The sequence below is a fragment of the Rhodosalinus halophilus genome (assembly GCF_003298775.1).
Lineage (GTDB): Bacteria > Pseudomonadota > Alphaproteobacteria > Rhodobacterales > Rhodobacteraceae > Rhodosalinus > Rhodosalinus halophilus.
Genome location: NZ_QNTQ01000024.1, coordinates 58,364 through 70,556, shown reverse-complemented (window position 1 = coordinate 70,556; position 12,193 = coordinate 58,364). Strand labels below are relative to the sequence as shown.

The 12,193-nt window shown below is 72.0% G+C and carries 13 protein-coding genes and 1 pseudogene; 7 read left to right on the top strand and 7 right to left on the bottom strand.

All coding sequences use genetic code 11. The features are described 5' to 3' along the window. Nucleotides 1-593: pseudogene (locus tag DRV85_RS17545) on the bottom strand (hypothetical protein); the annotation flags it as partial. A 96-nt stretch (nt 594-689) separates the two neighbouring features. Here DRV85_RS17545 and DRV85_RS17540 point away from each other — a divergent pair. Continuing rightward, nucleotides 690-1,259: an LOG family protein gene (locus DRV85_RS17540; protein ID WP_113290770.1), complete on the top strand. Its 570-nt coding sequence runs from the start codon at nt 690-692 to the stop codon at nt 1,257-1,259. On the opposite strand, the gene rarD is transcribed toward DRV85_RS17540, so the two are convergent. From rarD to DRV85_RS17525, 3 genes are all read right to left on the bottom strand, one after another. After that, nucleotides 1,145-2,092, bottom strand: a complete 948-nt coding sequence (gene rarD / locus DRV85_RS17535; protein ID WP_147238880.1) for an EamA family transporter RarD — start codon at nt 2,090-2,092, stop codon at nt 1,145-1,147. The two genes, DRV85_RS17540 and rarD, sit on opposite strands and share 115 nt — an antisense overlap. Before the next feature lie 177 nt (nt 2,093-2,269). Further along, entirely contained in the window at nt 2,270-2,692 is a 423-nt protein-coding gene (gene ndk, locus DRV85_RS17530) for a nucleoside-diphosphate kinase (protein WP_113290769.1), read from the bottom strand. A gap of 197 nt (nt 2,693-2,889) precedes the next feature. Next, nucleotides 2,890-3,876 (bottom strand): DUF3179 domain-containing protein, encoded by a 987-nt coding sequence (locus tag DRV85_RS17525; RefSeq protein ID WP_113290768.1) that lies wholly within the window; start codon nt 3,874-3,876, stop codon nt 2,890-2,892. Nucleotides 3,877-4,026: 150 nt separating this feature from the next. Between DRV85_RS17525 and DRV85_RS17520 the strand changes: the two genes are divergently transcribed. Continuing rightward, the gene (locus DRV85_RS17520; protein WP_113290767.1) at nt 4,027-4,545 is read left to right on the top strand and encodes a glutathione peroxidase; all 519 of its coding nucleotides are present in this window, start codon (nt 4,027-4,029) and stop codon (nt 4,543-4,545) included. 25 nt (nt 4,546-4,570) lie between these two features. Here DRV85_RS17520 and DRV85_RS17515 read toward each other — a convergent pair whose 3' ends face one another. The 3 genes from DRV85_RS17515 to DRV85_RS17505 form a co-directional block, all read right to left on the bottom strand. Then, nucleotides 4,571-5,281, bottom strand: coding sequence for an alpha/beta fold hydrolase (locus tag DRV85_RS17515; protein ID WP_113290766.1), 711 nt, complete (start codon nt 5,279-5,281; stop codon nt 4,571-4,573). A gap of 93 nt (nt 5,282-5,374) precedes the next feature. Beyond that, nucleotides 5,375-6,364 carry an alpha/beta hydrolase gene (locus DRV85_RS17510; protein WP_113290765.1) on the bottom strand — a complete coding sequence of 330 codons (990 nt, stop codon included), beginning with the start codon at nt 6,362-6,364 and terminating at the stop codon, nt 5,375-5,377. Further along, nucleotides 6,361-7,122, bottom strand: coding sequence for an alpha/beta fold hydrolase (locus DRV85_RS17505; RefSeq protein ID WP_113290764.1), 762 nt, complete (start codon nt 7,120-7,122; stop codon nt 6,361-6,363). Before DRV85_RS17505 ends, DRV85_RS17510 begins: the two co-directional genes overlap by 4 nt. A gap of 227 nt (nt 7,123-7,349) precedes the next feature. Here DRV85_RS17505 and thrS point away from each other — a divergent pair, with 227 nt between their 5' ends. The 5 genes from thrS (at nt 7,350) to DRV85_RS17480 (ending at nt 12,189) form a co-directional block, all read left to right on the top strand. Continuing rightward, complete coding sequence (gene thrS, locus DRV85_RS17500) at nt 7,350-9,308, top strand: threonine--tRNA ligase (protein ID WP_113290763.1); 1,959 nt, start codon at nt 7,350-7,352, stop codon at nt 9,306-9,308. A 221-nt stretch (nt 9,309-9,529) separates the two neighbouring features. Next, nucleotides 9,530-9,850, top strand: coding sequence for a BufA1 family periplasmic bufferin-type metallophore (locus tag DRV85_RS17495; RefSeq protein ID WP_113290762.1), 321 nt, complete (start codon nt 9,530-9,532; stop codon nt 9,848-9,850). 154 nt (nt 9,851-10,004) lie between these two features. Next, a complete protein-coding gene (bufB, locus tag DRV85_RS17490) occupies nt 10,005-10,853 on the top strand; it encodes an MNIO family bufferin maturase (RefSeq protein ID WP_113290761.1) in 849 nt (282 codons plus the stop codon). After that, nucleotides 10,850-11,614, top strand: coding sequence for an HvfC/BufC N-terminal domain-containing protein (locus DRV85_RS17485; protein WP_113290760.1), 765 nt, complete (start codon nt 10,850-10,852; stop codon nt 11,612-11,614). Before bufB ends, DRV85_RS17485 begins: the two co-directional genes overlap by 4 nt. Continuing rightward, entirely contained in the window at nt 11,611-12,189 is a 579-nt protein-coding gene (locus DRV85_RS17480; RefSeq protein ID WP_233495573.1) for a DoxX family protein, read from the top strand. Before DRV85_RS17485 ends, DRV85_RS17480 begins: the two co-directional genes overlap by 4 nt. Nucleotides 12,190-12,193: the final 4 nt, after the last annotated feature.

The following is a 12,193-nucleotide window of genomic DNA, read 5'->3' as shown; positions in this document are numbered from 1 at the left end:
GCCACCTGCGGTTCGCGCGGCGTCTCGGGCGGCGTCAGGATGACCTGATCCTCCGAGGGCACGGGCATGCCGTCCTGCAGCGCCTCGAGGCTCAGAACCCGGGCCCTGTCGCTCGGCGCGAGGTCGAGAAAGCTGAAGAAGGCGCCCGAGGGATCCGCCTCGGCCCGCGCGACCTCTTCGCCGTCGAGCAGGATGGAGACCTGCGCGCTGGGCGCGGCGCGGCCCGCGATCTGGGCGGTGCCGTCCGGCTCCACGCGCACGAGGTCGAAGTTCGGGGCAAAGGGCGGCGCGGGCGTTGGCGGAGGCTCGGCCGCGGCGGTCTCGGCTTCTGCGGCGGGCGCGGAGGTCTGCGCGGTCTCGGGCTCGGGCGCTGCATCCGCCGTGGCATCGGCATCTTCGACGCCGTCCGGCTGCGGCGCTGCGGGCGACTCCGGCGCGGGTTCCGCGCCGGCCACATCCGCCTGCGGCGCCTCGCGCCCGCGCTCCGGCGAGAGCACGCCCGCCGCATAGAGTCCCACCACGAGCGCAAGCGCGCCCGTGGCGGCCCCGACGGCCAGGGTCGCCCCCCCTGCCAGACCGCCCTTTTCGCTCATCTTCCCCCAGTTACCCCGCGAGCCTGCAACGGTGGTTGAGCGACATTATCAACCCCGCTATCAGGGGTCAAAGCCGCATGAGGCCGAGCAACACGCATGCCCCGTCACTCCGTCTGTGTCTATTGCGGCGCCCGCGAAGGTGCCCGACCTGCCTATGCCGCCGAGGCGCAAGCGCTCGGCCGGCTGCTCGCGCGCGAGGGCTGGCGGCTGGTCTACGGCGCGGGCGACGTGGGGCTGATGGGCCTCGTCGCCGCCGCCGCCGAGGCCGAGGGCGGCGCGACGCTGGGCGTCATCCCCCAGCACCTCGTCCAGCTCGAAGCGCTGCGCGGCGCCGAGCGCCACGTCATCACCGAGAACATGCACGAGCGCAAGAAGGTGATGTTCATGAACTCCGATGCGGTCGCGGTCCTGCCGGGCGGGGCGGGCTCGCTCGACGAATTCTTCGAGGTGCTGACCTGGGCGCAGCTCGGGCTGCACCGCAAGCCGATCCTGCTGGTGAACATCGAGGGCTACTGGGATCCCCTGCTCGCGCTGATCGACCATGTGATCGCTCAGGGCTTCGCCGCGCCCTCGCTGCGCGGGCTCGTCACGCCGACGGGTTCGGCCGAAGAGACGCTGGAGGCCCTGCGCGCGGCCTTCTCGCGTGCGAGCGTGGCCAGCGAGTAGATCGCCAGCGCCGCCCAGATCAGCGGGAAGGCCATCGCGTCGTAGGGGCCGAAGGGTTCGCCGAAGACGCTGACGGCGACCAGGAACTGCAGCGTCGGGTTGAGATACTGCACGAGGCCGACGGTGGCGTAGGCCACCCGCCGCGCCGCATAGGCGAAGAGCATCAGGGGAATCGCGGTGAGCGGGCCGGAGAGCATCAACAGCAGGCTGTCGCCGGCCGAAGCCCCGAAGGCCCCACCGTCACGGCCCACCGTCCAGAGCACGGCCAGCGCGATCGGCGCGAGCAGGAGCACCTCGGCCGTCACGGATGTCACCGGCCCCACGGCGAGGCGCTTCTTCATCAGGCCGTAGAGGCCGAAGGAGCCTGCGAGCCCCAGCGCGATCCAGGGCGCGACCCCGTTGCCGAGCGCCAGCACCGTCACCGCCACGGCGGCCAGCGCGACGGCCAGCCATTGCCGCGGTCCGAGCCGCTCGCCGAAGGCCACGCGCCCCAAGAGCACGGCGACCAGCGGAAAGACGTAGTAACCGAGGCTCGCCTCGGTCGCCCGCCCGGTCTGCACGGAGAAGATGAACAGGAACCAGTTGCAGGAGATGAAGAGCGCGGCCGCGAAGATGCGCGCCGCCTTGGCCGGGCGGTCGATGGCGGCCAGGAGGCCCGAAAGCCGCCGCTGCAGCGCGAGCACGCCGGCGAAGAACGCCAGCGACCACAGCGTGCGATGTGCCAGCACCTCGAGCGGCGGCACATGGTCGAGCAGCTTGTAATAGAGCGCCGAGAGGCCCCAGATCGTGCAGGCCGCCACCATCGCTGCAACGCCCCGCGCGGGATCGCCCATGCCGTCCTCCGCTCCCACGACCGGCCGGTCTTCGCGCCCGATCGCGGCGGGACGCACGCGGGTCGCGGCCGGCGATCATGCGCCCGGCCGTGACCGGCGCCGCGCCCCCGGTACCGGCGGGAGAGGCACCCCGCCCGCCGACCGCCCTCGGCCCGGCACGCCGGGCCGACGTCGCTGTCAGCCGACGATCTCGAGGCCGGAGAAGAAGAAGGCGATCTCCTGCGCGGCGGTCTCGGGCGCGTCGGAGCCGTGAACGGAGTTCTCGCCCACGGACTCGGCGAATTCGGCGCGGATCGTGCCGGGCGCGGCGTCGGCGGGGTTGGTCGCGCCCATCACCTCGCGGTTCTTCGCGATCGCGTTCTCGCCTTCCAGCACCTGCACCACGATCGGCTCGGAGGCCATGAATTCGCACAGCTCGTCGTAGAAGGGCCGCTCGCGGTGGACGGCGTAGAACTCGCCCGCCTGCGCCTTGGTCATCTGGATGCGCTTCTGCGCCACGATGCGCAGGCCCGCCTCCTCGAACTTGGCGTTGATCTTGCCGGTGAGGTTCCGGCGGGTGGCGTCGGGCTTGATGATCGACAGCGTGCGTTCGATGGCCATGAGAGGTGTCCCCGTTGACATGAAGATGGGGCGCGCATCCCCGCGCCCCGCAACCGGGCGTGCGCCTAGCACGGGGCCACAGGCTTGAAAAGCCGGATAAGGCCGCTCCGTCGCTCAGGGCGCTCGGCGCGCCCGACCGGGCGCTTCTCGCGCCGGCGAGGACGCCCGACAGGGCGGAGGAGCATCCCCGCGGCGCCTCAGCGCGGCCCGCCCTCCAGCATCCATGTCCCCTCGGGCCAGAAGGCGTGAAAGGCGAAGGCGAAGAGCATGTCGTGCGCCACGTCGCGCCCGGCCGCGTCGCGCACCCTGACCGAGCCCACGTCCCGGCCCTCGGCGATGGCGCCGGAATCGAGCGCGGACGCCTGACCGGGCCGCCAGCTCAGCTCGAGGCCCGCCTCGCGGATCACCTCGCGCCCGGCCAGCCGGTCGAGCGGCCAGGCCCGGTCGCCCACGCGCACCACGCGGGCCAGCGGCGGAATGCCGTGCGGCGGATTCTCCCCGCTGTAGAGGAAGGGCCGGCGCGCGCTGTCGTAGCTGCGGTAGGGATTGGCCCCGTAGCGCCGGTTCCAGCCGGGCTCGTCCATCACGAGGCCGTCCGGATTGCGCGCGGCGAACTGCGCCCAGCCTTCCATCCAGGTGGGCAGCGTGTCGAGCGTGGCGCCGGTCATCTCGCCCACGATGGCCTCGCCCAGCGCCTGCTGCCACCAGCTTTCGGTCTGGCGGTCGTACATGATCATGTCCGAATGCCGCAGCTTGCCCGACACCCCGAACGAGAGGGTCCGCCCCTGCACGCGGCGGTCGAAGGTGATGCCGGAATTGCACAGCGGGCAGAAGGTCACGGCGACCGGCCGGCCGCCGATCTCGTCGTTCACGATCTCGTGCCACATCAGGTAGCGGATCGGATAGGCGCGGGGCGTCTCCCCGTCGAGTTCCACCGCGATCACCGGCTCGCGCGCGCCGAGGCGCGACTCGTCGGCCACCGGGCGGAAATCCGGCGACGAGAGCGCGGGGATGCCGTCCTTCGGCGGCCCGCCGGACACCACCTCGCCCCAGCTGTCGAGCGTCGTTCGGGAAAAGTCGGTCTCGGGCCACTCGGCGGCCCAGCGGGCCGGCTCCGCCGCGGCGGACGCCCAGCAGATCGCGCAGGCGGCGAAGGCGGTGGCGAGGCGCTGAAGGTGCAGCATGGCGCGGGCTCCTGTCGAATGAGGTAACAGCCTGCGGCCGAATCGCCCGCGGGCCTACACCGGGGCACGCGCTTGTGATGCGCCGTGCGCCCTTGACCCGCCCGCGCCGCGCCTAGCTTTCCTGTCACGCAGTCTCAGGGAGCCTTGGTCATGCGCCTCTTGCTCACGCTCGTCTTCGCCGTCTGGGCCGGCCTCGCCGCTGCCGGCGACTGGGTCTTCGACAGTATCGACGGCGGGAAGATCCGCCTTTCGGACTACGCCGGCCAGCCGGTGCTGGTGGTCAACACCGCCTCGCTCTGCGCCTTCACGCCGCAATACGAAGGACTTCAGGCGCTCTACGACCGCTACCGTGACCGGGGTTTCGTCGTCCTGGCCGTGCCGTCGCAGGATTTCCGCCAGGAACTGGACAGCGCGGCGGAGGTGAAGGAGTTCTGCGAGCTGACCTACGGGCTCGACCTGCCGATGACGACCATCACCCGCGTGCGCGGGGCGCAGGCGCACCCTTTCTATGCCTGGCTACGCGCGAGCGCCGGCTTCGTGCCGGCATGGAACTTCAACAAGGTGCTGCTGGACGGCGAGGGCCGCGTGGTCGCGACCTTCGGCTCGGCCGCGCGGCCGCTCTCGCGCGCGATCACCGCGCGCATCGAGGGCCTGCTCGCGGCGGGATGAACGCCCAAGGCGACTGCCGGCGCACCTAGCGCAGGACGTAGGGCTGGCCCAGCCAGCGCAGGAGTGCGTCGTTGACCGCCTCGGGCGCCTCCAGCGTCGGCAGGTGGCCCGCCGCGTCGATCACCTCGAGCCGCGCGCCGGGCATCAATTCGGCCATCAACTCGTGCCGCTTGACCGGACACATCCCGTCATGCGCGCCGCAGAGCACCAACGCCGGGCCCTTGTAGCGTCGCAGGGTCGCCTGCTGATCGCGCCGGCGCTGCAGCGCGCGCATCTGGCGGACGAAGATTTCCGGCCCGAGGCCGCCCGCCATCTCGCGCACGGTGGCCAGCACATCGAACCGCTGCGGCCCGGGGGCGAGATGATCGGGCTTGAGAACCGCCGACATCGCCTCGTCGAGCTGACCTGCCCGCGCCTTGACGATCAGCGGCTCGCGCCAGGCCGCGGCCTCGGGCGACTCCGCCAGCGGATCGGTGTCCATCAGCGCGAGGCGCAGCACCCGCTCTGGCGCGCGGCGCAGGATCTCCATCGCCACGATGCCGCCCATGCTGAGCCCCGCGAGCGCGAACCTCTGCGGCAGGACCGGCAACAGCCCCGAGGCGATCTCCTCGATCCGCTCGCCGCCGGTGATCGGCGCGACCATCACCGGGGCGTCGCCACCCATCGCCACGATCTGCGGCAGGAAGAGGCGCGCGTCGCACATCATCCCCGGAAGAAGCACCAGAGGATCGTTCATGGTCCGGCCTGTCCAGCTTTCGCGCGGGCGGGCCGCGCATCGGGCGCGGCATATCAGTCGCAGGGCGCGCCTTCCAGAGACCCCGCGCGCGCGTCAGCCGTCCGTCCGGGCGCGCAACCAGGCGGTCATCTCGTCCACCGCCGCCTCGGTGAGCCCCGGCGACAGGATGTCGCCCGCGAGCACATGCGCCGCCGGATCGTCGCCCGGGCCGGGCGTCACCTCGCGCAGCCGCGTCTCCGCCCCCCAGCCGTCGGCGACCGCGCGCGTGGCCTCGGCGCGCACGACCGCGTCGGCCTCCGAGAACCAGAAGAGCGCGGGCACCCCGATCCTCGCGTGATCGAGCCGGCGCGCCGCCTTCACGGTCGCGGCCATCGGCACCACCGCCTCGACGGGATAGCGCGTGGTCCAGTAGCGCGCCTGGCGCGCGTTGACCGGCTCGAAACCGCGCGTCTCGCCGGCCACCCAGGGCAGCCAGACCCGCGCGGCGGGCCAGGTCAGGATCGGAGCGAGCGCATTGTTCACGCCGAAGTTGGGCGAGATCAGCACCGCCGCGGCGACGTCTCTCGACATCGCCGGATCCGCGAGCGCCAGGGTGGCGAGGCTCGCGCCCGTCGAGGTCGCCATGACGACGACGCGACCGCCTGCGGCGCGCGCGGCGGCAAGACCCTCGGCGATATCCTCCATCCAGTCCGCCGCCTCGGCCTCCGCCATCGCGGGGCCGTCGCGGCCGTGGCCCGTCAGCCGGGTGTAGACGAGGTTCGCGCCCAGTCGCTCGGCCACCCGGTCGGGCACCGGGCGGATCTCCTCGGAGGTGGCGGAGAACCCATGCACGTAGAGGATCGACAGCGGCGTGGTCGCGCCGTGCGCGCCGGCCCAGACGACGCGCTTCTCGACGCCGGGCGTGATGTCGTCGAACCGCGCTTCCTGCGCGGCGAAATAGGCGTCGAGATCGCCGCCGAAGCGCGCGGGATCGAAAGTGGCGCGCGCCGGCACCGCCTCGCGCGGGCCGAGAAACCAGAGCGCGACCGCGCCCAGCACAAGAAGCGCCAGCGCCCAGAGCATCCCGCGCGCGAGCCTCATCATCCCGCGCGCGCGGCGCGGGAGATCACCGCCTCCAGGCTCTCGCCGATCAGCGCGAGGCAGTCGGGATCCGAAAAGCGGTGATCGGCGCCGTCCACGAGCGTGAGGCGCATGTCCGGCCCGGTGGCGTGATCGAGCAGCCGCAGCGCCACCTCGCGGTCCACATCCGTATCCGCCGTGCCCTGCAGGAAGCGCACGGGAAAGGGCAGGTGCAGGGGCGCGCGCAGCACCAGATGCGCGCGCCCGTCCTCGATCAGGCGCCGCGTGATCGGATAGGGCTCGCCGTAGTCGGAGGGCAGATGCACCACGCCATCGCGCTCCAGCGCCGCGCGCTGCGCGTCGTCGAAGCCGGCCCACATCGAATCCTCGGTGAAGTCCGGCGCGGCGGCGATGGTCACCAGCCCCGCCACCCGCTCGGGGTGCGCCCGGGCGGTGAGCAGCGCGATCCAGCCGCCCATCGAGGAGCCCACCAGAACCTGCGGGCCCTCCGTGAGCGCATCGAGCACGGCGGCCGCATCCTCGGCCCAGTCGCCGATGCAGTGATCGGTGAAGGCGCCCGCGCTCTGCCCGTGGCCCGAATAGTCGAAGCGGACGAAGGCCCTGCCGGCCTTGCGCGCCCAGTCCTCGAGCCAGAGCGCCTTGGTGCCCTCCATGTCGGACCTGAAGCCGCCCAGGAAGACGACCCCCGGCCCCTGCCCTTCGGTGCGGTGCCAGGCGATGCGCCGCCCCTGGGGCGTTTCGAGATACTGCGGGTCGCTCATGCGCGCCTCCTGTTGCCTCGCGGCGAGACTGCCCGCTCGCGCCGCGGGAGAAAAGGCCCCGCGGGGCGCTCCTCGGTCCCTTCGGTCCCTCCTCGCGACGACCGACCGACGGGAGGGAGGAGCGCCCGCGGGACGTTGACTTTCCGCCGGCGCGACGCCATTGAGCGCGCGAACCCTGACCCGCAACCGGGCGCTCGGTAGGCGCCGAACCGACGAGGAGAGCGGACATGGCCCGCGACCAGTCCACCGTTTCCCTGACTTTCCCCGATGGCTCCGTCCGCGACTTCCCCGCCGGCACCACGCCCGCCGAGGTGGCCGGGGACATCTCCAAGTCGCTCGCCAAGAAGGCGATCAGCGCCTATGTGAACGGCCGCCACTTCGACCTGCAATGGCCGATCGAGGAAGACGCCGAGATCGCCATCAACACGATGGCCGACGACGCGCCCGCCCTCGAGCTGATCCGCCACGACCTCGCCCACATCATGGCGCGCGCGGTGCAGGAGCTCTGGCCCGAGACGAAGGTCACCATCGGCCCGGTGATCGAGCGCGGCTGGTACTACGACTTCGACCGCGACGAGCCCTTCACGCCCGAGGACCTGGGCGCCATCGAGAAGAAGATGCGCGAGATCATCGCGCGGCGCGACCCCGTGACCACCGAGGTCTGGGACCGCGACCGCGCGATCCGCTACTACGAAGCGAACCACGAGCCCTTCAAGGTCGAACTCGTCGAGGCGATCCCGGAGGGCGAGCCCATCCGCATGTACTGGCACGGCCACTGGCAGGATCTCTGCCGCGGCCCGCACCTCCGCCATACCGGCCAGGTCCCCGCGGACGCCTTCAAGCTGATGAAGGTGGCCGGCGCCTACTGGCGCGGCGACTCCAACCGCCCGATGCTGCAGCGCATCTACGGCGTCGCCTTCAGGACCCGTGAGGAGCTCAAGGACTACCTGCACTTCCTCGAGGAAGCGGAGAAGCGCGACCACCGCCGCCTGGGCCGCGAGATGAAGCTCTTCCACTTCCAGGAAGAGGCGCCGGGCATGGTCTTCTGGCACCCGGACGGCTGGACGATCTACCGCTCGCTGCAGGACTACATGCGCCGCAGGCTCGGCGCCGCCGGCTACCGCGAGATCAACACGCCGCAGGTGGTGGACCGCAAGCTTTGGGAAGCGAGCGGCCACTGGGACAAGTACCGTGAGAACATGTACATCACGGAGATCGACGAGGAGCACGCCAACGAGAAGCGCGTGAACGCCCTCAAGCCGATGAACTGCCCCGGCCACGTGCAGGTCTTCAACCAGGGCATCAAGTCCTACCGCGACCTGCCGCTGCGCCTCGCCGAATTCGGTTCCTGCCACCGCTACGAGGCGCATGGCGCGCTGCACGGGCTGATGCGGGTGCGCGGCTTCACCCAGGACGACGCGCACATCTTCTGCACCGAGGACCAGATCGAGGCCGAATGCGCGGGCTTCATCGACCTGCTGGCCAAGGTCTATCGCGACACGGGCTTTCCGAGCTTCGACATCAAGCTCTCCACCCGGCCGGAAGTGCGCGTGGGCTCCGACGCGGTCTGGGACAAGGCCGAGGCGGCGCTGGAGAAGGCGATCCTCGCCGTGCGCAACGACTACGAGGTGGACCCCGGCGAAGGCGCCTTCTACGGGCCGAAGCTCGACTTCAAGCTAACCGACGCCATCGGGCGCGAGTGGCAGTGCGGCACCTTCCAGGCCGATTTCAACCTGCCCGAACGGCTGGACGCCTCCTACATCGGCGCGGACGGCGAGAAGCACCGCCCCGTCATGCTGCACCGTGCGATCCTGGGCTCCTTCGAGCGCTTCATCGGCATCCTGATCGAGAACTACGCGGGCAAGCTGCCCATGTGGCTCGCGCCGCGGCAGGTGGTGGTGGCCACGATCACCACCGACGCGAACGCTTTCGCCGAGGAGGCGGTCGCGGCGCTGCGTGCGGCGGGGCTGCGCGCCGAGGCCGACCTGCGCAACGAGAAGATCAACTACAAGGTGCGCGAGCACTCGCTCGCCAAGGTGCCGGTGATCCTGGCCGTGGGCCAGCGCGAGGTGGACGAGCGCACGGTGACCGTGCGGCGGCTGGGCGAGAAGGCGACCTCGACCGCGGGACTCGACGAGATCGTGAGCCGGCTGGCCGAGGAAGCGCGCGCGCCCGACCAAGTGTAACATTCTGCGCCGCGGCACGGCCCGCGGCGCAACTTTCCCGCCGCCGGCAGGCCCCCTCCTGAAACAAAGCTGCGACGATCGGTCACGGCGCCGTCACCTGTTCTGACAGGGCGGTGAAGCACGGCGGCGTGATTGGCGCGTCATTCCGTCGCGCCGCTACTCCTTGGACAGCCGCGGGCCACGCGGCGCAACCGGAACCCAAGGAGCGGGAGAGAACACCCATGTCGACCACCCTCAAGACAGCAGCCGTCGCGGGCGCCGTGGCAGCCGCGCTGGCCAGCCATGCCACCAGCCTGCAGGCGCAGGAGAACGTGAAATGCTACGGCGTCAGCCTCGCCGGCGAGAACGACTGCGCCGCGGGCCCCGGCACGACCTGCGCCGGCACATCGACCATGGACTGGCAGGGCAACGCCTGGACGCTGGTGCAGGAAGGCACCTGCGAGAGCGCGACGCCGGTGATGGCCGACGGCAGCGAGATCGAGCTGCCCGGCGATCGCATGGGCTCGCTCGAGCCGCTCGAGCGCGACCTGCCGCAGGGCTGAGGCCTCGGCGCGCGCCGGCCGATCCGGCGCGCGCCGGCTTTCCAGCGATCTCCAGGCGGACGCGCCTTGCGGCGCGACGCCCTGAGCGGGCCGCGCGAGGCGCGCGGCCTGGCCTCCGGCGGGGGTATTTCGGGCAAGAGGAAGGACCGGACGCATGTTCGACGCGATGCGAGAGGGCCTGCCGGCGGCGGCGGGCGTAGGCTTCAAGGCCCGTCATTTCGAGGCGCTGATGCGGGATCCCGGGCCGGTGGGCTGGATCGAGGTCCACGCCGAGAACTATCTCGGCGACGGCGGGCGGCCGCAGGCCCAGCTTTCGGCGCTCGCGGAGCGCCTGCCCGTCTCGGTCCATGGCGTGGGGCTCTCGATCGGCGGCGAGGGGCCGCTCGATCCGGGCCATCTTGCGCGGGTCGCCGCGCTTTGCGCGCGCGTTGGCGCGGCGCGCTTCTCCGAGCATCTCGCCTGGTCCACGCACGACGGGGCCCATTTCAACGATCTTCTGCCGCTGCCCTGGACCGGCGCGACGCTCGATCGGGTGGCGGCGCATGTCGATCAGGTGCAGCAGGCGCTCGGACGGCAGATGCTGCTGGAGAACCCGTCGAGCTATCTCGCCTTCGCCGAGAGCGAGATGACGGAGACGGAATTCCTCGCCCGGCTGGTCGCGCGGACGGGCTGCGGGCTGCTGCTCGACGTCAACAACGTCTTCGTCTCGGCGACGAACCTCGCGTTTTCGGCGCGGGACTATCTGGGGCAGGTCCCGCTAGAGGCCGTGGGCGAGATCCACCTCGGCGGGCATGCGGAACAGGCGGACGCGCATGGCGCGCCCCTGCTGATCGACGATCATGGCCACCCGGTGGCCGACCCGGTCTGGACGCTGCTCGGCGAGGTGCTGGCGCGGACCGGACCCAAGCCGGTGCTGATCGAGTGGGATACCGACGTGCCGGACTGGCCGGTGCTGCGCGCCGAGGCGGCGCGCGCCGCCGCCGCGCTGGAGGGGGTGAGATGAGGCAGGAGAGTTTCCGCGCCGCGCTGCTCGATCCCGCCCGCCCCGCGCCGGCAGGTCTGCACGACGGGGCCGGCCGGCCGGCCGGCCGCCGCTTCGACATCTACCGCAACAATGTCGCCGCAAGCCTCGTGGCGGCGCTGGAGACGGGCTTTCCCGCGCTGCGGGCGCTGATCGGGGGGGAGCGCTTCCGCGGCCTCGCGCTGTCCTTCCTGCGCGCGCATCCGCCGCGCGATCCGCGCCTTGCGCTCTACGGCGCGGAGCTGCCGGGCTTTCTGGAAGGAGTCGCGCCGCGCGCGCGCTTCGGATGGGCGCCCGATCTCGCGCGCCTCGAAATGGCGCTGCGCGAGGCCTATCACGCCGCCGACGCGGATCCGGTCGCGCCCGAGGCGCTCGCCGCGATCGCGCCCGAGGCGCTCGAGGGCACCCGGCTGAAGCTCGCGCCGGCGGTGCGGCGGGTGGTCTCGCGCTGGCCGGTGGCCGCGCTGCGCGCGCATGCGCTGGAGGAGGGCCCGCGGCCCGAGGGCGGCGCGCAGGAGGTGCTCGTCTCGCGGCCGGGTTTCGATCCCCTGGCGCAGGCGCTGCCGCCGGGGGGCGCGGCCGCAGTCGCTGCCTTGGCCGATGGGGCCACGCTGGGCGAGGCGCATGCCGCAGGCGCCCGGGCGCGAGTGGACTTCGACCTCGGCCCGGTGCTGGCCGCGCTGCTCACGGGCGGCGCGATCACGGGGCTGATGCCACAAGACTGCAAGGAGACCCTGCCATGACCGCCGAGAGCCTTTCCCCTGCCGCGCAGGGCCGCCTGCGCCCGCTGGCGCTGCGCGCGCTGGAAAGCGACGAGGTGTTCTTGCCCAGCCTCGCGCGCTTCACCTTCGCCGCGGTGCTGCTGATCCATTTCTGGCACGCGGCGGCGACGAAGCTCGGGCCGGGGCTCTTCGGCCTTTTCCAGCCTGCGATGGGGGCTTATGCGCAGATCTTTCCGCGCGCCATGGAGGCGGCGGGCTACGACCCCGGGCAGCTGGGCCTGTGGCATTGGGCCGTGGTGGTCTCCGGCACGGCGGCGGAGTTCGTGCTGCCGGGGCTGATCGTGCTGGGCCTCTTCACCCGTCTTGCCGCGCTGGGGATGATCGGCTTCGTCGCGCTCCAGAGTCTCACCGATCTCTATGGGCACGGCGGCGTCGCCCATGCCGAGACGCTGGGGGCGTGGTTCGACCGGCTGCCGGACGGGGCGATCCTGGACCAGCGGCTGCTGTGGGTCTTCGTGCTGGCGACGCTGGTGGCGAAAGGCGCGGGGCCGCTCGCGCTCGACCGTTTGCTGGCCGCGCGGCTGGGCGGGCGCTGAGCGC

What these genes read in the sequence shown, in the direction of transcription:
- DRV85_RS17540 (WP_113290770.1), top strand. Translation starts at nt 690, where the DNA reads ATGCCCCGTCACTCCGTCTGTGTCTATTGCGGCGCCCGCGAAGGTGCC.
- rarD (WP_147238880.1), bottom strand. Translation starts at nt 2,092, where the DNA reads ATGGGCGATCCCGCGCGGGGCGTTGCAGCGATGGTGGCGGCCTGCACG.
- ndk (WP_113290769.1), bottom strand. Translation starts at nt 2,692, where the DNA reads ATGGCCATCGAACGCACGCTGTCGATCATCAAGCCCGACGCCACCCGC.
- DRV85_RS17525 (WP_113290768.1), bottom strand. Translation starts at nt 3,876, where the DNA reads ATGCTGCACCTTCAGCGCCTCGCCACCGCCTTCGCCGCCTGCGCGATC.
- DRV85_RS17520 (WP_113290767.1), top strand. Translation starts at nt 4,027, where the DNA reads ATGCGCCTCTTGCTCACGCTCGTCTTCGCCGTCTGGGCCGGCCTCGCC.
- DRV85_RS17515 (WP_113290766.1), bottom strand. Translation starts at nt 5,281, where the DNA reads ATGAACGATCCTCTGGTGCTTCTTCCGGGGATGATGTGCGACGCGCGC.
- DRV85_RS17510 (WP_113290765.1), bottom strand. Translation starts at nt 6,364, where the DNA reads ATGATGAGGCTCGCGCGCGGGATGCTCTGGGCGCTGGCGCTTCTTGTG.
- DRV85_RS17505 (WP_113290764.1), bottom strand. Translation starts at nt 7,122, where the DNA reads ATGAGCGACCCGCAGTATCTCGAAACGCCCCAGGGGCGGCGCATCGCC.
- thrS (WP_113290763.1), top strand. Translation starts at nt 7,350, where the DNA reads ATGGCCCGCGACCAGTCCACCGTTTCCCTGACTTTCCCCGATGGCTCC.
- DRV85_RS17495 (WP_113290762.1), top strand. Translation starts at nt 9,530, where the DNA reads ATGTCGACCACCCTCAAGACAGCAGCCGTCGCGGGCGCCGTGGCAGCC.
- bufB (WP_113290761.1), top strand. Translation starts at nt 10,005, where the DNA reads ATGTTCGACGCGATGCGAGAGGGCCTGCCGGCGGCGGCGGGCGTAGGC.
- DRV85_RS17485 (WP_113290760.1), top strand. Translation starts at nt 10,850, where the DNA reads ATGAGGCAGGAGAGTTTCCGCGCCGCGCTGCTCGATCCCGCCCGCCCC.
- DRV85_RS17480 (WP_233495573.1), top strand. Translation starts at nt 11,611, where the DNA reads ATGACCGCCGAGAGCCTTTCCCCTGCCGCGCAGGGCCGCCTGCGCCCG.